Origin of the sequence: Pseudolabrys sp. Root1462 (genome assembly GCF_001426945.1) — a bacterium.
GTDB lineage: Bacteria > Pseudomonadota > Alphaproteobacteria > Rhizobiales > Xanthobacteraceae > Pseudolabrys.
Window position 1 is genome coordinate 417516 of sequence record NZ_LMFS01000001.1, and the last position, 19009, is coordinate 436524.

At 63.3% G+C, this 19009-nt stretch carries 19 protein-coding genes; 16 read left to right on the plus strand and 3 right to left on the minus strand.

Going from position 1 to position 19009, the window contains the following annotated elements:
* Positions 1-16: 16 nt before the first annotated feature.
* Positions 17-493, minus strand: a complete 477-nt coding sequence (locus ASD45_RS01885) for an Lrp/AsnC ligand binding domain-containing protein (protein WP_056909923.1) — start codon at positions 491-493, stop codon at positions 17-19.
* 153 nt (positions 494-646) lie between these two features.
* Between ASD45_RS01885 and ASD45_RS01890 the strand changes: the two genes are divergently transcribed.
* Complete coding sequence (locus ASD45_RS01890; protein WP_056909924.1) at positions 647-1666, plus strand: 1-aminocyclopropane-1-carboxylate deaminase; 1020 nt, start codon at positions 647-649, stop codon at positions 1664-1666.
* A gap of 41 nt (positions 1667-1707) precedes the next feature.
* On the opposite strand, the gene ASD45_RS01895 is transcribed toward ASD45_RS01890, so the two are convergent.
* Positions 1708-2484 carry an IclR family transcriptional regulator gene (locus tag ASD45_RS01895; RefSeq protein WP_056909925.1) on the minus strand — a complete coding sequence of 259 codons (777 nt, stop codon included), beginning with the start codon at positions 2482-2484 and terminating at the stop codon, positions 1708-1710.
* Positions 2485-2649: 165 nt separating this feature from the next.
* Between ASD45_RS01895 and ASD45_RS01900 the strand changes: the two genes are divergently transcribed.
* From ASD45_RS01900 to ASD45_RS01930, 7 genes are all read left to right on the plus strand, one after another.
* Positions 2650-4185, plus strand: a complete 1536-nt coding sequence (locus ASD45_RS01900) for an ABC transporter substrate-binding protein (protein WP_056909926.1) — start codon at positions 2650-2652, stop codon at positions 4183-4185.
* 108 nt (positions 4186-4293) lie between these two features.
* Positions 4294-5211 (plus strand): ABC transporter permease, encoded by a 918-nt coding sequence (locus ASD45_RS01905; protein WP_056909927.1) that lies wholly within the window; start codon positions 4294-4296, stop codon positions 5209-5211.
* Positions 5208-6137, plus strand: coding sequence for an ABC transporter permease (locus ASD45_RS01910; protein ID WP_056909928.1), 930 nt, complete (start codon positions 5208-5210; stop codon positions 6135-6137). The genes ASD45_RS01905 and ASD45_RS01910 overlap by 4 nt, the downstream gene beginning before the upstream one ends.
* A 5-nt stretch (positions 6138-6142) precedes the next feature.
* Positions 6143-7126 (plus strand): ABC transporter ATP-binding protein, encoded by a 984-nt coding sequence (locus ASD45_RS01915; RefSeq protein ID WP_056909929.1) that lies wholly within the window; start codon positions 6143-6145, stop codon positions 7124-7126.
* Complete coding sequence (locus ASD45_RS01920; RefSeq protein WP_056909930.1) at positions 7123-8097, plus strand: oligopeptide/dipeptide ABC transporter ATP-binding protein; 975 nt, start codon at positions 7123-7125, stop codon at positions 8095-8097. Before ASD45_RS01915 ends, ASD45_RS01920 begins: the two co-directional genes overlap by 4 nt.
* On the plus strand, positions 8094-9503 hold the full coding sequence (locus tag ASD45_RS01925; RefSeq protein ID WP_056909931.1) for a M20 family metallopeptidase: 1410 nt from the start codon (positions 8094-8096) through the stop codon (positions 9501-9503). Before ASD45_RS01920 ends, ASD45_RS01925 begins: the two co-directional genes overlap by 4 nt.
* Entirely contained in the window at positions 9500-10678 is a 1179-nt protein-coding gene (locus ASD45_RS01930; RefSeq protein ID WP_082540589.1) for a M20 family metallopeptidase, read from the plus strand. Before ASD45_RS01925 ends, ASD45_RS01930 begins: the two co-directional genes overlap by 4 nt.
* Positions 10679-10683: 5 nt before the next feature.
* Here ASD45_RS01930 and ASD45_RS01935 read toward each other — a convergent pair whose 3' ends face one another.
* Entirely contained in the window at positions 10684-11493 is an 810-nt protein-coding gene (locus ASD45_RS01935; RefSeq protein WP_056909932.1) for an IclR family transcriptional regulator, read from the minus strand.
* 261 nt (positions 11494-11754) lie between these two features.
* Here ASD45_RS01935 and ASD45_RS01940 point away from each other — a divergent pair, with 261 nt between their 5' ends.
* Genes ASD45_RS01940 through ASD45_RS01975 form a run of 8 tightly spaced genes read left to right on the plus strand, consistent with a single transcriptional unit; the run spans position 11755 to position 18993 of the window.
* Positions 11755-12696: a DUF6282 family protein gene (locus tag ASD45_RS01940; protein ID WP_056909933.1), complete on the plus strand. Its 942-nt coding sequence runs from the start codon at positions 11755-11757 to the stop codon at positions 12694-12696.
* A 47-nt stretch (positions 12697-12743) separates the two neighbouring features.
* Positions 12744-13658: a hypothetical protein gene (locus ASD45_RS01945; protein ID WP_056909934.1), complete on the plus strand. Its 915-nt coding sequence runs from the start codon at positions 12744-12746 to the stop codon at positions 13656-13658.
* Between the two features lie 20 nt (positions 13659-13678).
* Entirely contained in the window at positions 13679-14446 is a 768-nt protein-coding gene (locus ASD45_RS01950; protein WP_056909935.1) for an aldolase/citrate lyase family protein, read from the plus strand.
* A gap of 60 nt (positions 14447-14506) precedes the next feature.
* Positions 14507-15655 carry an ABC transporter substrate-binding protein gene (locus ASD45_RS01955; protein WP_056909936.1) on the plus strand — a complete coding sequence of 383 codons (1149 nt, stop codon included), beginning with the start codon at positions 14507-14509 and terminating at the stop codon, positions 15653-15655.
* Position 15656: 1 nt separating this feature from the next.
* Positions 15657-16376 carry an ABC transporter ATP-binding protein gene (locus ASD45_RS01960; RefSeq protein WP_056909937.1) on the plus strand — a complete coding sequence of 240 codons (720 nt, stop codon included), beginning with the start codon at positions 15657-15659 and terminating at the stop codon, positions 16374-16376.
* Positions 16348-17337, plus strand: a complete 990-nt coding sequence (locus ASD45_RS01965; RefSeq protein WP_056909938.1) for a branched-chain amino acid ABC transporter permease — start codon at positions 16348-16350, stop codon at positions 17335-17337. The genes ASD45_RS01960 and ASD45_RS01965 overlap by 29 nt, the downstream gene beginning before the upstream one ends.
* Before the next feature lie 2 nt (positions 17338-17339).
* Positions 17340-18113, plus strand: coding sequence for an ABC transporter ATP-binding protein (locus ASD45_RS01970; RefSeq protein WP_056909939.1), 774 nt, complete (start codon positions 17340-17342; stop codon positions 18111-18113).
* Positions 18106-18993 carry a branched-chain amino acid ABC transporter permease gene (locus ASD45_RS01975; protein ID WP_056909940.1) on the plus strand — a complete coding sequence of 296 codons (888 nt, stop codon included), beginning with the start codon at positions 18106-18108 and terminating at the stop codon, positions 18991-18993. The genes ASD45_RS01970 and ASD45_RS01975 overlap by 8 nt, the downstream gene beginning before the upstream one ends.
* The last annotated feature ends 16 nt before the right edge of the window (positions 18994-19009 follow it).

Genomic DNA, 19009 nt, shown 5'->3' on the forward strand with positions numbered 1-19009 from the left:
GTCGTCTCCATGGCGCCTAGAAGTCCAGCGGGCGGTTGTCGACGACTTCCTTCATGACGAAGAAAGTCCGGGTCTGCCGCACGCCGGGCAGGGCGATCAGCTGTTCGCCATGCAGCCGATTGAAGTCGTCGATATCACGCACCCGGATTTTGAGAAAGAAGTCGAAATCGCCGGCCACCAGATGGCAGTCAAGCACGACCGGAAGCTTGACGATGGCGGCTTCGAAGGTGGCGAAACTATCCGGCGTCGAACGGTCGAGTACGACGCCGACGATAACCAGCGTGCCGCGCTCGACCAGACGCGGCGCGACCTCGCCGCGTACCGAGCGGATGAAGCCTTCGTCGAACAGCCGCTGGGTGCGGCGGTGGCAGGTCGCCGGGCTGATGTTCACGGCCTTGGCCAGGTCGGCATTGCTCATCCGGCCATCGCGCTGCAGGCGCTGGAGAATGCGGCGGTCGGTACGGTCGAGCACCTGGCTGGAAGATTCTTTCATAACATGGCCATTAGTCGAGAGGTAAATCGCTCAAGACGCGATCGTGCGATTGGAATAGTAAAATATTGGGGAAATAATAGGAAGCACCTTTCCCGTCACTTTGGCTAGGTTTCCGCGGTATTTCGGCCGTCCGTGGCCCTCGGAGACCTATCGATGCTCAGGCTCGACAAGTTCGAACGCTATCCGCTGACCTTCGGCCCGACGCCGATCGAGTTCCTGCCGCGCATGACCGCGGCGCTCGGCGGCAAGGTGCAGATCTACGCCAAACGCGACGACTGCAACTCCGGGCTGGCCTTCGGCGGCAACAAGCTGCGCAAGCTCGAATACATCGTGCCGGACGCGATCGCCTCGAACGCCGATACCCTGGTGTCGATCGGCGGTGTGCAATCGAACCACACGCGCATGGTGGCGGCGACCGCGGCCAAGATCGGCATGAAATGCGTCGTGGTGCAGGAAAGCTGGGTGCCGCACGAGGACGCCGTCTATGACCGCGTCGGCAATATCCTGCTCACCCGCCTGATGGGCGCCGACAGCCGCATCGTTCCCGATGGCTTCGACATCGGCATCCGCAAAAGCTGGGAAGACGCCATCCAGTCGGTGAAGGACGCGGGCGGCAAGCCCTACGGCATTCCGGCCGGCGCCTCGGTGCATAAATATGGCGGGCTCGGTTACGTCGGCTTCGCCGAAGAGGTGCGGGCGCAGGAAGCGCAGATGGGCGTCAAGTTCGACTACATCATCGTTTGCGTCGTCACCGGCTCAACGCAGGGCGGCATGGTCGTCGGCTTCGCCGCTGACAACCGTGCGCATCGCGTCATCGGCATCGATGCCTCCGGCACGCCAAAACAGACCCGGGACCAGGTGCGCGAAATTGTCGATAACACCGCCGAACTGGTCGAACTCGGTCGCGACGTGCGCGACGATGAGATCGTTATTCTCGACGACTATGCCTATCCGGCTTACGGCGTACCGAGCCACGAGACCAACGAGGCGATCCGCTTTGCGGCGCGCACCGAGGCGATGATCACTGACCCGGTTTACGAAGGCAAATCCATGCAGGGCATGATCGATCTGGTGAAGAAAGGCTACTTCCCGGATGGCGCCAATATTCTCTACGCCCACCTCGGCGGCGCACCGGCGCTCAATGGCTACAGCTACACCTATCGCAACGGCTGATGCGTATGCGAGCGCCGCGCCGTTCAAAGTGCTGTCGCTGCTCAGCCCGATTTCATCGGGTTGACGGAATTGGCCACTTCGATCAGGCGCGGCGCAATCTCGCGCTTCACCTTGTCGAGACTCCAGCGCAGGCTCGACACCGAACACTGCACCGCGGCGATCGGCCGGCCGTCATGGCCGAGGATCGGCGCAGCGATGCCGATTTCGTTCAGGATACTTTCGTTCTGTGTCAGGCCGTAGCCGGTCTTCACCGCGTCTTCGACCGCCGCGGCGATCTTGGTCCGGTCACGCGTCGTCTTCGGCGTCAGCGCGACGATCGGCCAGGTTCGGATCGCCTTGCGGCGTTCCGGCTCCGGGAAGCGTGCGATCATGGCGCGGCCGCTTGATGTCGTCAGCGCCGACAGGCGGCGGCCGGCGATCATGGCTTCGAAGCGCGTCAATTGAGTGGGAATGCGAACGACATAGACGATTTCCTGTCCGTCGAGACGCGCGAGATTGATGCGTTCATGGAACTTCTTGCCGAGCTCGATGAGCTTGGGCATCGCGAGTTGGATCAGCGGATCCGACCACCAATAGGCGTTGGCGAGTTCGAGGAACTTCAGTGATGGACTGTAGCGTCGCGTGCTCGGATCCTTGTTCAGATATCCGATCTTGTGCAGAGTATTGCTCAGGCGCTGGGCCGCGCTCTTCTCCAGGCCGGTACGCTCGGCGAGCTCGGTCAATCCCATCGCCGTGTGGTTGTGGTCGAATGCGGCCAGCACGCGCATTCCCTTTTCGAGGGAGCCGACGAAGAGCGTGTTCTGCTCGCGTTTGCTCAAGGTTCGATCTCTGGACTAGGCGGACTGCCCTGAATTGATGCGCGGAGCGGCGCCGCGTTTTCTTGACAGCCCAAAGGACCACTTCTACGCTTCATTATCATTTAATTGCCGGTATTACAATTTAATAACAGAGGGACGGCGCGCAAGCGCCGGTGATGTGGAGGCATGAGGATGAAAGTGCACCATTTAATCGCAAGCGCGGCGGCGTTGTTGATCGGCGTCGGTGCAATGAGCCAGGCCGCATTGGCGAACAAGGCCAATGACACGCTGATTTATGCCTCGGATTCCGAACCGGAAAACGTCAGCCCGTACCACAACAATCTGCGCGAAGGCGTGATCATCGCCCGGCATGTGTTCGATAACCTGATCTATCGCGACCCGAAGACCGGCAAATACCAGCCGCAGCTCGCGACCAAGTGGACCTGGGTCGATCCGCAGACGCTCGACCTGACGATCCGCAAGGGCGTCACCTTCCACAACGGCGATCCGCTCACCGCCGACGATGTCGTGTTCACGCTCAATTACGCCGTGAGCCCGGACGCAAAAGTCGTCACCAAGCAGAACGTCGACTGGATCAAGAGCGCCGAAAAAGTCGGCGACGATCAGGTCCGTATTCATCTCGTCGGTCCGTTCCCGGCAGCGATCGAATATCTCGCCGGTCCGGTGCCGATCTATCCGGAAAAGTATTTCAAGAAGGTCGGCCTCGATGGCTTTGCCAAGGCGCCGATCGGCTCCGGTCCCTACAAGGTGACCGCGGTGACGCCCGGCAAGGGCGTGACCATGGAAAAGTACGCCGGCTACTGGAAGGGCAGTCCCCTCGGCGAGCCGTCGATCGGCAAGCTTGTTTTCCGCGTCATTCCTGATGCCGAAACGCGCATGGCCGAACTGATGACCGGCGGCGTTGACTGGATCTGGCGCGTGCCGGTGGACCAGGCGGCGCAATTGAAGTCGGCGCCGAACGTATCGGTGCTCTCGGCCGAGACGATGCGTGTCGGCTTCCTGCAGTTCGACTCGCTCGGCCGCTCGCAGGGGTCGGTGCCGTTCAAGGATGCGCGCGTACGCCAGGCTGTCGCCTATGCGATCGACCGCAAAGCCATGATCGACAATCTGGTCGGCGGCGGCTCCCGCATCATGAATTCGGCCTGCTTCATCGATCAGTTCGGCTGCACCGATAAGGGCGTGCCGACCTATTCGTACGATCCGGCCAAGGCCAAGAAACTGCTTGCCGAGGCCGGCTACGCCAACGGATTCACCACGGATATGGTGGCCTATCGCGAGCGTGAATATGCCGAGGCGGTGATCGGCTATCTCGCGGCGGTCGGCATCAAGGTCAACCTCAACTATCTGAAGTACGCAGCAATGCGCACGCTGATCCGTGAAGGCAAGGCGCCGATCGCATTCCAGACCTGGGGTTCGTTCTCGGTCGCCGATGCTTCCGCCTTCACCGGCGTCTATTTTAAAGGTTCGGCCGACGACATGACCCACGACGCGGAAGTGGGTAAAGTCCTTGCCGAAGCCGACACGGCGGTCGACACCGACAAGCGTCTGTCGCTCTATCAGCAGGCGTTGAAGACCATCGCGGAGAAGTCATATCTCTTCCCGCTGTTCTCCTATCCGGCCAACTACGCCTTCACCAGTGACCTGTCGTTCTCGGCGGAGCCGGACGAGTTGCCGCGCTTCTACGCGGCGCACTGGAAGTAATCGGCCGGCGCCCGGCTTTCGTCGAAGCCGGGCGCCACTTTCAAACAGTGCCGCTTGCCGCGCGGGCGGCCGCGCAAGCGCAAATGAAGCGATTCATCGAGGCGTCTCATGCTCGCGTACACCATGCAGCGTTTGATCGTTGCACTTTCCGTGGCCTTCACGGTTTCGGTGGTCGCATTCTTCCTGCTGCATTTATCCGGCGATATCGCGATTTCGATCGCCGGGCCGGAAGCGAGCCCGGCGCAGGTCGAGGTGGTGCGGCACCAGTTCGGCCTCGACCGGCCGTTGCTCGTGCAATATCTCGACTGGTTGTGGAAGGCCGTACGCTTCGACTTCGGCGACTCCTTCTACTTCCGCGACACCGTTGTCTCGCTGATCGCCTCGCGCATCGGCGTGACGCTGACGCTCGGTGCCATCTCCCTGTTGCTGTCATTGGTGGTGGCTGTGCCGCTCGGCGTGTTGGCCGCGGTCTATAATGGCACGATCATCGACCGACTGGCGCTGTCGTTCTCCGTCATCGGGCAGGCGATCCCGACGTTCTGTCTCGGCCTTGGCCTCATCATCGTGTTTTCGGTAACGCTGCGTTGGCTGCCGGTGTCAGGCGCCTCGAGCTGGAAGCATTACATTCTGCCATCGATCGCGCTCGGCTGGTACGCCGTGCCGGCCGTGATGCGGCTGTCGCGCAACGGCATGCTGGAAGTGCTGTCGGCAGATTACATCCGCACCGCGCGGGCGAAGGGCCTCGCCCCGGGGGTGGTCATTTTCAAGCATGCGCTCCGCAATGCCATCATTCCCGTCGTCGCACTCGCCGCGGTGCAGTTCGGCTTCATGCTCGGCGGCTCGATCGTCATCGAGGCGGTGTTCTCGATGCACGGGCTCGGCTACCTCGCCTGGGAAGCGATTGCGCGCAATGATTTCCCGGTGGTGCAGGCGGTGGTGCTCATTCTGGCGACGATCTACGTTGCGCTGACGTTCCTGGCCGATGTCGCCAATGCCTTCCTCGATCCGCGGATTCGCCTGGCATGAGCGATTTGGCACCGACGACGATCACGATGCCGGGAGACGACGCGCCGTTCGATGCGCCGCGGGCGCGGCAATCGCCATTCGTTGGCTTCCTGCGCCGCAGCCGCCGCCACGGCGGTTTGATGCTCGGCGCAACGGTCCTATTCGTCATCATCGTGGCCGCGCTCGCAGCGCCGCTGATCGCGCCGCACGATCCTTACGCACAGAATCTCGCGCAACGCCTGATCCCGCCGATCTGGCATCCCAAAGGCACCTGGGATCACGTTTTGGGCACCGACAAGCTCGGCCGCGATTATTTCAGCCGACTGCTGTTCGGCGCCCGTATCTCGCTGCTGATCGGCCTGGTGACCGTGGCGATCTCCGGCACCATCGGAACCTTGCTTGGCATCTGTGCCGGCTATTTCGGCGGTAAGGTCGATGCCGCGCTGAGCTATGTGATTACGACGCGTCTGGCGCTGCCGGTTGTACTGGTCGCGCTCGCCTCGGCGGCCCTGGTCGGCGGCTCGCTGCAGGGAGTCATCATTGTGCTCGGCCTTTTGCTGTGGGACCGCTTCGCCGTGGTGACACGCTCAGCGACGCAGCAGATCGCGCGCGCCGATTATGTCGCGGCGGCACAGGCGATTGGCTGCTCGACGCCGCGCATCCTGTTCTCGGAAATCCTGCCCAACATTCTCAACGCCCTCATCGTCGTCGCGACGCTGGAGATGGCGCACGCCATTCTTCTGGAGGCGGCGTTATCGTTCCTCGGCCTTGGCGTGCAGCCGCCGCTGCCGTCTTGGGGCCTCATGATCGCCGAGGGCAAGCAATACATGTTCTTCAGCCCGTGGGTGATCGGAGTGCCTGCGGTGGCGCTGGTGTTCCTGGTGCTGGCGATCAATCTTGTCGGTGACGGCGTGCGCGACGTCACAGCGCCAGAGAACCGGACCTGACCGCCATGGCGCTGCTCGACGTTCAGGACCTTGTCATCGATATTCCGGTCGGCGGCGGCGTGCTCCACGCGGTCAACGAGGTTTCGTTCGCCGTCGAGCGCGGCGAGACTTTGGCCATTGTCGGCGAGAGCGGCTCCGGCAAGTCGCTGACATCGCTCGCCGTCATGGATCTGCTGCCCCGCGTGGCGCGACGACGAGCGGCTCGGCTCAGTTTCGATGGCACCGATCTTCTGACTATTCCCGAGCGGCAAATGCGCAAGCTGCGCGGCAGCCGTATGGCGATGATCTTCCAGGAGCCGATGACGTCGCTGAATCCGGCCTACACGATCGGCAATCAGTTGAGCGAAGCCCTGCGCTGCCATGAGGATGTGAGCGCCGAGGCGGCGCGCGCCCGTGCTATCGAGCTGCTGGAGCGGGTCGGCATTGCCGGCGCCGGGCGCCGCCTGTTGCAGTATCCGCATCAGTTGTCAGGCGGTCTGCGTCAGCGCGTGATGATCGCGATGGCGCTGATGTGCAAACCCGATCTGATCATTGCCGACGAGCCGACCACGGCGCTCGACGTCACCATCCAGGCGCAAATCCTGCGGCTGCTCGCCGAGCTCAAGAAGGAGCTCAACATGGCGATGATCCTCATCACTCACGATCTCGGCGTCGTCGCCCGCGTCGCCGATAAGGTGGCCGTGATGTACGCCGGCGCGCTGGTCGAGCGCGGTTCGGCGCGCGCGGTGTTCAAGGCGCCGTCTCATCCTTATACGCGGGGGCTTTTGAACTGCATCCCGGTGCCGGGTCGCACCGCGCCGGGCGCGCCCCTCGGCGCCATCCGCGGCCAGGTGCCGAACCTGATCGGCCGGCTGCAAGGCTGCGCTTTCCGCAATCGCTGCGACTTTGCCGCGCCGGAATGCGCTGGCGATATTCATGTCGAGGCCGTATCGCCGGGACACGACGTGCGCTGCGTGCGCCTTGAGGCGCAGAACAGGGCGGTCGCATGAGCGATATCGTGCTCGAACTCAAGGACGTAACGCGGCGGTTCGATGTGTCGCAGGGCGTCTTCAGGCCGAAGGCGACGCTGACCGCCGTCGCCAACGTCTCGCTTCAAGTCAAGCGCGGCGAAGTCTTTACGCTGGTCGGCGAAAGCGGCTCCGGCAAATCGACGCTCGCCAAAATGCTGCTCGGGCTGCTGTCGCCGTCATCGGGCGAAATTCTCATCGACGGCGTCCCGATCGCGGCAAGCAATCGCATCGCCGTGGCGCGGCGCATCCAGCCGATCTTCCAGGACCCGTATTCCTCGCTCAACCCGCGCAAGTCGATCGCCCAGCTCGTCGGCCTGCCGCTGCTCGTCCACAATGTCGGCGATGCCGCCTCGCGCCGTGCCAAGGTCGTCGAGATGCTCGATCTCGTCGGCCTGCCGCGGCGGATGCTCGACGTCTATCCGGGTCAGTTGTCTGGCGGCCAGCGGCAGCGCGTCGCCATTGCCCGCGCGCTGGTGATGCGTCCCGAGGTGGTGATCTGCGACGAGCCGACCTCGGCGCTGGACGTCTCGGTGCAGGCGCAGATCCTGAACCTGCTGCTCGAGCTGAAGCGCGAGCTCGGGCTCACCTATTTCTTCATTAGCCATAACCTTGCGGTGGTCGAACACCTCGCCGACCGCGTCGCCGTCATGTATCTCGGCCGCATCGTCGAGGAACGGACACGGGCCGGCCTGTTCGCCCGGCCGGGACATCCTTATACCCGCGCGCTGCTCGAATCCGTGCTGACGCCGGATCCGGACCTCGGCGTACCCGAAACCCATATCGGCAGCGCCATGGCCAATCCGATGGCCGAGCACGCCGGTTGTCCGTTCCAGCCGCGCTGTCCGAGCGCGATCGACATCTGCCGAACCACCGCGCCAGCCGTCTCATCGTTGCCGGACGGCTGGGCCACATGTCATCTGCTGCAACAAGAGGCCGTAGCTTCATTATGACACGCCAGGATGCCGTCGCCCGCGCGGCTGAATATTTCGACAGCGGAGCGTTCAAGGACGTACTTGCTCGCCGGATTGCCATTCCGACCGAGAGCCAGGGCGGCGATCGCCTCGATGTGTTGCGCTCGTATCTCACCGACGAGATCGTTCCCTCGGTCGAGCGTCTTGGCTTCAAGTATCGCATTCTGGAAAACCCGACGCCGGGTTACGGTCCGTTCCTCATCGCCGAACGTCATGAAAGCGACAACCTGCCGACCGTGCTCACCTACGGGCACGGGGATGTCGTGTTCGGCCACGCCTCGGCGTGGCGCGCCGGTCTCGATCCCTGGAAGATCACGGTCGAAGGCGACCGCTGGTACGGCCGCGGCACGGCCGATAACAAGGGACAGCACTCGATCAATCTGGCCGCGCTCGAACAGGTGATGACGACGCGCGGCGGCAAGCTCGGCTTCAATTGCAAGCTGCTGCTCGAAATGGGCGAGGAGGCGGGCTCGCCCGGTCTGCGCAAGCTCGCCGCCGAAGAGCGGGACCTGCTGGCGGCCGACGTGTTGATTGGCTCCGACGGGCCGCGGCTGTCGGCGCAGCGCCCGACGGTGTTTCTCGGCTCGCGCGGCGCCATGAATTTCGAAATGGTCGTCGAACTGCGCGAAGGCGGCCATCATTCCGGCAACTGGGGCGGCGGTTTGGCCAATGCCGGCACGCTGCTGGCGCATGCCATTGCTTCGCTGGTCGATGCCAAGGGCAAGATCCTGCTCGATGCGCTCAAGCCGAAGAGCCTGCCGGACGCGGTGCGGGCCGCGCTTGCCGACGTCAAGATCGGCCAGGAGCCGGGCGATCCGGAGGTCGATCCGGATTGGGGCGAGCCGGGCCTGAGCACCGAAGAACGGATCTTCGGCTGGAATACCCTGGAAGTGCTGGCCTTCAAGACCGGCACGCCGGAGGCGCCGCTCAACGCCATTCCACCTTCGGCGAAGGCGACGATGCAGTTGCGCTTCGTCGTCGGCACCGACCCCGACACCATTCTGCCGGCGGTGCGCAAGCATCTCGATGCTCACGGCCTGCAACGCGTGGCGGTCAGGCCGGCGCGCATGGAGACTTTCCCGGCGACCCGCCTTGACCCGACCGATCCGTGGGTGACCTGGGCGCTTGCCTCGATGTCGAAGACCACCAACAAGAAGCCGGCGCTGCTGCCGAATCTCGGCGGCTCGCTGCCCAACGACGTGTTTGCCGACATTCTCGGCCTGCCGACGATCTGGGTGCCGCATTCATATCCGTCGTGCTCGCAGCACGCGCCCGATGAACATCTGCTGGGCTCGGTTGCGCGCGAGGCCCTGCAAATCATGGCCGGGTTGTTCTACGATCTCGGCGAAGACGGACAGAAGATCATGAAGGCGAGGGCGAAATGACGGGTCAATCGACGGCGTCGGCCGACCGCGCGGCGCTGACCGAAAAGGTGATAGCGTGGCTGGAGCCGCGCGCCGCCGAAATGGAAGCCCTGCTCAAAGAACTGGTGAACATCGACTCCAACAGCTTCGACAAGGTGGGGACCGATGCCGTCGGCGAGCACATCGCCAAGTTGCTGACGGGCGAAGGCATTACCGTCACCCGCATCGCCAAGGCGGATTACGGCGACGTCTTCAAGGCCGAGGTGGCGGGCCATGGTCAGAACCAGCATGTGCTGATGCTTGGCCATCGCGATACGGTATTCGCCAAAGGCACCGTCGCGACGCGCGGTTACTCGCGGCAGGGGGACATGGCTTTCGGCCCCGGCGTCGCCGATATGAAGGGCGGCCTCGTCGCCAATATCTTTGCGCTGCGCGCCATCAATGCTGTCGGCGGACTGCCGTTTCCCGTCGTTGCCCTGTTCACCGCGGACGAGGAGATCGGCTCACCGACCGGACGGGCGGAGATCGAAGCGGCGGCGCGCGGCGCGCGGGCCGTGTTCAATACGGAGCCCGGGCGCGTCAGCGGCAATGTCGTGACCGGCCGCAAGGGCGGCGCTTCGTTTCATATCACGGTGAAGGGGAGGGCCGCGCATTCCGGCGTCAATCATAAAGAGGGAGCCAGCGCCATCGAGGCTCTGGCGCGCAAAATCGTCCGGCTTCACGCCCTCACCAATTATGCGACCGGCGTCACCACCAATGTCGGAGTGATCAAAGGCGGCAACACACACAACACCGTCGCGCCGTGGGCCGAGGCTGAACTTGATCTGCGTTTCGTGACCCTGGCCCAGCGCGGCGAACTCATCGCCGAGATCGAAAAGATCGTGAAAGCCGAGGACGTGCCGGGCACGAGCGCGGAGGTGAAGACGAGGGCGCTATTCCTGCCGCTCGAGGAGAAGCATTCGAAGGGCCTGTTCGACCTCTATCAGAAAGAGGCAGACAACCTTGGCTTCGCGGTGGAAGGCGAGTTCACGGGGGGCTGCGCCGATTCCGGCTTCACGGGCGCCCTCGGCATCCCGACTCTGTGCGGTCTCGGGCCGGTCGGCGGCAAAGCTCACACTGACGATGAGTTCTGCCAGCTCGAAACTCTGCTGCCGCGCACGCAAGCGCTCGCGGCGACGATCTGCGCGCTGGAGTAATCCGCCTAGCGGCCCATGCCGCGATGTCGCGGCGTGGCAAAAGGTGCGTTGCTGCCATGGCCCAGCTTGCGCGAAATCTGTTCGGCCGCATGCATCAGAGCGGCGATATCGCCCGGCCTGGCTTTTTCCGGCAGGAACTGGATCGAACCGACCATGGCGAGCGCGCCGACGCAGGCGTCATTGCTGTCGAAGATCGGCGCCGCAACCGCGTTGATGCCGAGCATTGATTCTTCCGGGGCCGCGCCATATCCGCGCTTGACCACTTCCTGCAGCGCTTTTTCAAGGCGCTCGGGCGAGACGATGGTCTTGGCCGTCACCTTCTCGAACGGACCGCGCAGCATGCGCGCCTGAAACGGCCTTGGCGCATAGGCAAGCAGCACTTTGCCTTGGGCCGAATTATAGAACGGCAATTCGCTGCCCGAGCGCACGCCAATTTCGATCGGCGAGGTACCCGGCAGCGTCACCAGCACCATGGCGCCGCGCGGCGTCATCTCCGAGAGCACGACGGTCTGTCCCAGCGCGTCGCGCAACTCGCGCATTGGGCCTTCCGCGACCTTCACCAGATCGGTGTCCGGCGACAGCCGCGCGAGCAAGCGACTCTTCGGGCCGATGGCATAGCGGCTGGTGGCAGGGTTCTGTGACAGATAGCCGCGCTCGACCATCGTCGTCAGATGACGATGCACCGAGCCCTTCGTCACCTTGAGCCGATCGGCAATCTGCGTGACGCCAAGCTCGTCGTCCGAAAAGGCCACTGCCTCCAGCACATCAATAGCGAGATGGACGGACTGAACCCCGCCTGAACTTTCCGAAGCCATCGTCAGACGCCTCAATCTTAAATGCGATGTTCGCGACAGCGAAACACGATACGCGCCATCTAAACACGCGCCAAGAACCAATTGCACTTTAATAACGCCGTCGCTCGTAAATTTTGTCAACGCACGCCGGCCGCCATTGACTCACTGCAAACCCCACCGATAGATTAGACAAAACGTCGTTCCGCGCTCGCGAACGACGAATGGGGGCGGAAACGAAGACCGTTTTGCTGCACTGCACGGTCGACTCCAGGAAGGTTACGTATGGCGACAAGTTCAACTTCTGACAGCGACATCGAAAAACGCGTCGACGACCTCCTGGTTGGCGCCATCGATCCCCACGTCCACAGTGGTCCCTCGATCGCCAAGCGCGCGTTGGATCACGTCGAACTGGCCCGGCAATATTCCAAGGCCGGGTTTGCCGCGGTGGTCACCAAGGACCACGACTACAGCGGCGTCATGACCGCCAAGCTGATCGCCGACAATTTCCCCGAACTGACGACCAAGGTCTATTCCGGCATCGCGCTGAACAACGTCATCGGCGGCTTCAACCCTTATGCCGTCGAACACACGGCGGCCGCAGGCGGCAAGGTCGTGTGGTTTCCGACGCTGGCAGCCGAGCAGCACTTCCGCTGGCAGGCGCAGGCCAAGAGCACGCATCCGGCCTCGACCGACAAGATCCGTCCGGCCGTCGCAATTCCCGTGCTCGACGCCAACAAGCAGGTGCGCGACGAGGTCAAGGAAGTGATCGATATTCTCGCCAAGACCGGCATGGTTCTGGCGAGCGGCCATATGCACATCAGCGAGACCTGGATCGTTCTCGAGGAAGCCAAGAAACGCGGCGTCAAGCGCATGTGCGTGACCCATCCCGAAGAGATCGTCGATGGCTCGTTGAACGACGTGAAGGGCCTCGCGGCCATGGGCGCTTTCATCGAACACTCGGTCTGCATGTTCCTCGACGGCTCGAAATTCCAGCATCGCCGGGAGGAAGAGCTCGGCCAGTTCATCGAAGCCGCCGGCGTCGACCAGACCGTGATGGGATCCGATCTCGGCCAGCCGGGCACGTTCCTGCCGCTCGACGGCATGCGCCGCGCCGTCAAGCTTTGCATCAGGCTGGGCTATAGCGACGAGGACATCCGCAAGATGTTCTCGCTCAATACGGCGCGCATGCTCGGTATCGAAGCGGACCTGCCGGCGAAGAACTGAACGCCGGACACCTTTGGAATCAAGACGACACTTCGGGAGTGAAGACGATGTATGACGCGAGCGATCCGCGTTCCGCTCTGGCCGCCAAGGCGCCGGCCGGCAAGGGCCCCGTCACCGGGCCGTTCGGCACCGCCGAGTATGTGCGATTCTATGAGGAACCGCCGCAGGAAGACAACGCGACCGGCAAGACCTGGATTGCCCGCGGCCAGAATCTGGTCATGGTCTGCATCGAGCCGAAAAAAGACTACGTCCTGTCTCGCGAGGCGCAGCCGGACGAATATGCGGTTCTGATGCCGGACCCCAAGACCGTCGTCGAGTTCACCACCAAGAACGGCACCCAGCGCGTCACCGGCAACAACCTCGCCTTCTTGCCGCCGGGCAAGTCATCGATGAAGGTGATCGAGCCGGGCCGCATCTACGCGATGTTCACGACCCGCTCGGAAGACCTCAACGCCAAGTGCAGCAACAAGGATCACTTCAAGACCGCGAAACCTTATGTCGCGCCGGTCGTGAACTGGCCGGAGCCGAAGGGCGGCTTCAAGCTGCGCGTCTACAGCCTCGACGTGCCGCCGGAGCCGGGCCGCTTTGGCCGCATCTGGCGCAGCACCACCATCATGGTGAACTTCCTCGACTATTACGACGGCCCGCGTGACGCCAGCAAACTCTCGCCGCATCATCACGACGACTTCGAGCAGTGCTCGCTCGCGATCTCGGGCGAGTTCATGCACCACCTGCGCTGGCCCTGGGTCGTTAACAAGAACAACTGGCTGCCTGACGATCACGAATTGTGCGGCACGCCGTCGATCGCGATCATCCCGCCGCCGTCGATTCACACGACCGAAGCCTGCGGCAAGAGCCGCAACCAACTCGTCGACATCTTCTGCCCGCCGCGCATGGATTTCTCGCAGAAGCCCGGCTGGATCCTGAATGCCGACGATTACCCGATGCCCGGCCAAAACTGAGAAACGGAAGACCCAGAATCATGAGCAGGACTTCGACTTTTCGGCAGCGCATGCAGGCGGGCGACAAGCTCGTCGGTTCGTTCCTGAAGACACCGACCAGCCACGCCACGGAAATCCTCGCCGGCGCCGGATTCGACTTCGTCGTCATCGACCAGGAACACGCTCCGTTCGACCGCACCACCACCGATATCGCGCTGATGGCGGCGCGCGGTCACGACATTCCCGCGCTGGTGCGGGTGCCCGGTCCGGACACCATTCTCTCGGTGCTCGATTGCGGCGCCACCGGCATTCTGGTGCCGCACGTGAAGAGCGCGGCCTATGCCCGCGAGGTGGCGGCGCTGTTCCGCTACCGCAACGGCGCCCGCGGTTTCGCCACCTCGACCCGCGCCGGCGCCTACACTGCCGTGCCGATGTGGAAGCACATCGCCGAGCAGGATCAGCAGATGACTTTCGTCGCCCAAATCGAGGATCCCGTCGCGCTCGACGAGATCGAAGCGATCGCGGCGGTCGAGGGTGTCGACTCGCTGTTTATCGGTCGCGGCGATCTCACGGCGGCCTATGGCGATGAAACCAAGGATCCGCCGGCGGTGGTTCGCGCGGTGGAGCGAATCTCCGAGGCTGCCCGCAAGGCTAAGAAGAACATCAGCGTCTACGTTGGTAACGCGCAGGAGGCGGCGTGGCTGAAGTCGCACGGCGCCAGCGTGTTCATTCTGTCGTCGGATCAGGGCTTCCTGCGCCAGGCGGCAATGAAGGGTCTTGGCGAAGTTCGCGACGTCGCTTCGAAGTAAATCGCATCATGCCGGCTCGCCGGCGATCTGAAGAATGACAAAACTCGGGAGGATTTTGAAATGAAGTACAGCAAGGCATTCATCCTGGCGGCGGCACTGTCCGCCGGCATGGCCGCGACTGCGTCGGCCGAAGACATCGTCATCGGCTCGTCGCTGGGTCTCACCGGCTACGGCTCGCTGACCGACGCTCACTGGCGCGACGGCCTCGCGGCGGCGATCGAGCAGGTCAACAAGCAGGGTGGCGTGCTCGGCAAGCAGCTGAAGCTGGTGACCGAGGACAACAAGTCGACGCCGCAGCAGGCTGTGGTCGTTTACCGCAAGATGATGAGCGAAGACAAAGTCGTCGCCTTCGACTCGGGGTGTATCTCGGCCGGCAATTTCGCGGCGGCGAGCTTCGTTGCTCGCGCCAAACTGCCGATGTTCCTGTGCTCGATCCTGCCGCGTCAGCCCGAAGAGATTAAGTGGGCGTTCCAGTTCCTGCCGCCGCCGAAGTACGAAGTCGACACGCGCTACCAGTACCTCAAGGAGAAGACCCAGGTCCGCAAGATCGGCCTCCTGGCCGATCCGAGCCCGTACGTGACACTGATGAAGGGCATCGCTGAAAAGACCGCGGCCGAGTTCGGCCTCGAAGTTGTCGCCAGCGAAACCTATCAGCAGGACGACTCGGACTTCAGCGTGCAGATCGGTCGTCTCAATGCGGCCGGCGCCGGCGCCGTCATCATGCTCGGCCAGGGCAATGCCGTGGTCACCGCCGCCAACAACATCCGCAGCCTCGGTCTGAAGAACATGCTGATGCTGGGCTCGATCCAGGAGCTCGACATCCACCTCGCCGCGGGCAAGGTGCTCGGCGACCAGTACATGGCGCCGTCGCCGCTCATCCAGCTCGCGTCGGAAGACATGAGCATTCTCACCGACCCCAAGGCTCGCGCTGCTGCCGAGCCCTTCGTCAAGGCGATGAAGGACAAGTTCGGCCGCTCCGATAACGCGCAGGCCTCTCGCGCCTGGGACTCGCTGCTGATGATGGTTGAAGCGATGAAGAAGGCGGGCACGACCGACGGCGAGAAGGTTCGTGACGCGTTCGAGAAGCTCGGCCCCTATGTCGGTGCCGGCGCCTCGTACAACTTCACCACCGAAAACCACATCGGTATCACCCAGAACCCGTACGTGCTCGTCTCCGTCAAGGACGACAAGCTGGTTCTCCGGAAATAAGATGACGGAGGCTACTCCTCTCATCTCCGTCCGCGATCTGGCGGCGAGCTACGGTCACATTGAGGCTCTTCGACCGACGAGCCTCCATGTGGCCCCGGGCGAGTTCGTCACGATCCTGGGTCCGAATGGCGCGGGCAAGACTACCTTGCTCCGCGCCATCACTCGGCTGATTCCGAGCAAGGGACAGGTCTTGTTCAACGGGCAGGATGTTACCGGCCTGAAGACACACGACCTGGCCAAGCTCGGCATCATCATGGTGATGGAGGGCCGCGGCCTGTTCGGCGACATGAGCGTGCGGGAAAACCTGCAGCTCGGCGCCTATAAGATGGCGGGCTCGCAGGCCGATCTCGACCGGCGGCTCGACAAGGTGTTCACGCTCTTTCCGCGGCTGAAGGAGCGTATCGACCAGACGGCGTCATCGATGTCCGGCGGCGAGCAGCAGATGCTGGCCGTTGGGCGGGCGCTGATGGCCGAGCCCAAGCTGCTCATTCTCGACGAACCGTCGCTCGGCCTGGCGCCGCGCGTCGCGACTGAAATTCTCTCGACGCTGGGCGCCCTCAACAAGGAAGGCCTCGGTATCCTGCTGGTCGAACAAAAAGCGCCGCTGGCGCTCAAGCTTGCGCAGCGTGTCTACATCCTTTCCTCTGCAAGCGTTCGCGCCGAATTGCCGACGCACGAGATCAAATCGCACCATGACCTCGCCCGCTATTACTTCAGCTAAACCGCCCGCGACCAAGTTCGCCTCGCGGTTCGACCGTTTCCAGGTCGGCTTGCTCGGCCTTGCCGCGCTCGCTGTTGTCGGCACGCTCATCTATGGCGGCTATCTGCTGACCGTGATGCAGCTCGCCATGATCTACGGCGTCTTCTGCATCGGCCTGAACTTCTTCATGGGTTATACGGGGCAGGCCTCCTTCGGCCAGAACGCCTTTGCCTGCATCGGCGGCTACGGCAGCGCCATTCTCTGCGTGCAGTTCGGCTGGGAGCCGCTGCTGGCCTTGATTGCCTCTATGGTGATCGCCGGCATCTTCGCACTGATCATCGGCTACCCGACCTTGCGCCTGCGCGGCCACTATCTGGCAATGGCGACGTTCTCGCTCGGGCTGATCACCTATGATATCTCGATCCAGTGGACGAGCGTCACTCAAGGCTACATGGGCTATGCCGGCATCCCGCCGCTCGGTATCGGCAGTTTCACCGTCGATAGCGAACGCTGGAAGCTGGTGGTGCTGGCCGTGATCCTCGGATTCAGCTTCTGGCTGTCGCTGCGCATGCGGGATTCCCGCTTCGGCCGCGGCCTGCGCGCGATCTCCGGCAGCGAGAACGGGGCCGCCGCGCTCGGCGTGCGCGTGCCCCGCTTCAAACTGATCGCCTTTATCGTCGCCGCACTCTACGCCTCGGCCGCGGGATCGCTGTTTGCCCACACCGTCGGCTTCATTAGCCCTGAAGTGTACGGCCCGCAAATGGCCGTGATGACCTTCACCATGCTCTTCGTCGGCGGCGTCGGCACCATCGTCGGCCCGATCATCGGCGCGGTGGTAACCTCGCTCCTGCAGGAAGTCGTGCGCGGCAGCGGCCACTTCCAGGATATCGCCTATGCCGTCGTCCTGCTGGCGACACTGATCTACGCGCCCAAGGGGCTGTCGGCGCTCGGCGCCCTGTTCCGCCGCAAGAAGGAGGCCTGATCATGGCTCTCCTCAAGACGAGCGAACTGACCAAGCGCTTTGACGGTCTGGTCGCCAACAATTCCATCGATCTCGAGGTGCCGGAAGGCAGCCTGTTCGCCGTGATCGGCCCGAACGGTGCCGGCAAGACCACGTTCTTCAGCATGGTGTCGGGCTTCTTGAGTTCGACCTCCGGCAGCATCGAGTTTGACGGCCGCGACATCACGCGCGTGCCGCAGCACGAGATCGCGGCCATGGGGCTGGTGCGCACCTTCCAGCTCGTTCAGCTGTTCAAGGGCATGTCGGTCTCCGAGAACGTCGAGGTCGGTTGCCACTTGGCGACCCGTGGTGGCGTTGCCGCCTCGCTGCTCCGACCGGCTTGGTTCCGCAAGCAGGAACTGGAAGTGCGCCAACGCGCTCACGAGCTGCTCGAGTTCGTCGGACTGAGTGCGCATGCCGATCTGGATGCCGAACTGTTGCCCTACGGCCAGCAGCGTTTGCTTGAGGTCGCCCGCGCGCTGGCGTCCGAGCCCAAGCTGCTGCTGCTCGACGAACCGGCCGCCGGCCTCAACACGCAGGAAACCGAAGGCCTCGCCGAGATCATTCTGAAGATCAACGCGCAGGGCACGACCGTGTTGTTGATCGAACACGACGTCGCCCTGGTCACGCGTATTGCGCACCGGATCGCCGTGCTCGATTTCGGCCGCAAGATCGCCGAAGGCACGCCGGACGAGATCAAGGTACACCCCGAAGTCATTGCCGCCTATCTCGGCGTCGAGGAGGCCTCCAATGCCTAGTGGCGTCGAACTCATCCAGAGCCTCGTCAACGGCATCGGTATCGGCCTGATCTATGGTCTGATCGCGATCGGCTTTTCGGTCATCTACAACGCCAGCGGCATCGTGAACTTTGCCCAGGGCGTGTTCGTGATGCTGGGCGGCATGTTCGCGCACACCTTGTTGATGCGCTACGGTTTGCCGATGTGGCTGTCGGCCATCCTCGCGACGCTCCTGACGGCGGTCGCGGGCGTCCTGGTGCAGATCTTCGTCATCAACCCGATGTGGCGCCGTAACGCGCCGTTGTTTGCCATCATCCTGGCGACGCTCGCGGTGCAACTGCTGATCGAGCAGATCGTCATTCTGACCTTGGGCGACCAGCCGCGAACCTATCCGGAATTCACCGCAGGCGGACCGCTCAAGATCGGCGCGATCGCCGTGCCCTATCAGCTGTTCTGGATCCTTGGCTGCGGCGCATTGATGGTGTTCGCGCTGACGCAGTTCTTCGAACGCACCCGCATGGGGCGGGCGCTGCGCGCCTGCGCGCAGAACCGCGAAGCGGCGGCGCTGCTCGGCATCCCGGTCGAACGCATGCTGGTCGTCGCCTTCGCGCTGAGCGCCGCTCTCGGCGGCGTTGCCGGCATTCTCATCACACCGACGCAGTACACGGCCTATCTCATCGGCACGCCGTTCGGCATCAACGGCTTCATCGCCGCGATCATCGGCGGCTTCGGCAGCCCGGTCGCGGGTCTGGTGGGCGGCATCTTCCTCGGCGTCATCCAGTCCGAGGCGATCGTGTTCTTCGGCGCCGGCTTCAAGAACATCGTCTCGCTGACGCTATTGCTGATCGTGCTGCTGTTCTTCCCCAAGGGCCTGTTCGGCGGCCTGGCGAAGAAGACCTGACGCATCACGAGAATTC

Excerpts from the sequence above, each read along its gene's own strand:
- ASD45_RS01885 (WP_056909923.1), bottom strand. The coding sequence starts at position 493 with ATGAAAGAATCTTCCAGCCAGGTGCTCGACCGTACCGACCGCCGCATT.
- ASD45_RS01890 (WP_056909924.1), top strand. The coding sequence starts at position 647 with ATGCTCAGGCTCGACAAGTTCGAACGCTATCCGCTGACCTTCGGCCCG.
- ASD45_RS01900 (WP_056909926.1), top strand. The coding sequence starts at position 2,650 with ATGAGGATGAAAGTGCACCATTTAATCGCAAGCGCGGCGGCGTTGTTG.
- ASD45_RS01905 (WP_056909927.1), top strand. The coding sequence starts at position 4,294 with ATGCTCGCGTACACCATGCAGCGTTTGATCGTTGCACTTTCCGTGGCC.
- ASD45_RS01910 (WP_056909928.1), top strand. The coding sequence starts at position 5,208 with ATGAGCGATTTGGCACCGACGACGATCACGATGCCGGGAGACGACGCG.
- ASD45_RS01915 (WP_056909929.1), top strand. The coding sequence starts at position 6,143 with ATGGCGCTGCTCGACGTTCAGGACCTTGTCATCGATATTCCGGTCGGC.
- ASD45_RS01920 (WP_056909930.1), top strand. The coding sequence starts at position 7,123 with ATGAGCGATATCGTGCTCGAACTCAAGGACGTAACGCGGCGGTTCGAT.
- ASD45_RS01925 (WP_056909931.1), top strand. The coding sequence starts at position 8,094 with ATGACACGCCAGGATGCCGTCGCCCGCGCGGCTGAATATTTCGACAGC.
- ASD45_RS01930 (WP_082540589.1), top strand. The coding sequence starts at position 9,500 with ATGACGGGTCAATCGACGGCGTCGGCCGACCGCGCGGCGCTGACCGAA.
- ASD45_RS01935 (WP_056909932.1), bottom strand. The coding sequence starts at position 11,493 with ATGGCTTCGGAAAGTTCAGGCGGGGTTCAGTCCGTCCATCTCGCTATT.
- ASD45_RS01940 (WP_056909933.1), top strand. The coding sequence starts at position 11,755 with ATGGCGACAAGTTCAACTTCTGACAGCGACATCGAAAAACGCGTCGAC.
- ASD45_RS01945 (WP_056909934.1), top strand. The coding sequence starts at position 12,744 with ATGTATGACGCGAGCGATCCGCGTTCCGCTCTGGCCGCCAAGGCGCCG.
- ASD45_RS01950 (WP_056909935.1), top strand. The coding sequence starts at position 13,679 with ATGAGCAGGACTTCGACTTTTCGGCAGCGCATGCAGGCGGGCGACAAG.
- ASD45_RS01955 (WP_056909936.1), top strand. The coding sequence starts at position 14,507 with ATGAAGTACAGCAAGGCATTCATCCTGGCGGCGGCACTGTCCGCCGGC.
- ASD45_RS01960 (WP_056909937.1), top strand. The coding sequence starts at position 15,657 with ATGACGGAGGCTACTCCTCTCATCTCCGTCCGCGATCTGGCGGCGAGC.
- ASD45_RS01965 (WP_056909938.1), top strand. The coding sequence starts at position 16,348 with ATGACCTCGCCCGCTATTACTTCAGCTAAACCGCCCGCGACCAAGTTC.
- ASD45_RS01970 (WP_056909939.1), top strand. The coding sequence starts at position 17,340 with ATGGCTCTCCTCAAGACGAGCGAACTGACCAAGCGCTTTGACGGTCTG.
- ASD45_RS01975 (WP_056909940.1), top strand. The coding sequence starts at position 18,106 with ATGCCTAGTGGCGTCGAACTCATCCAGAGCCTCGTCAACGGCATCGGT.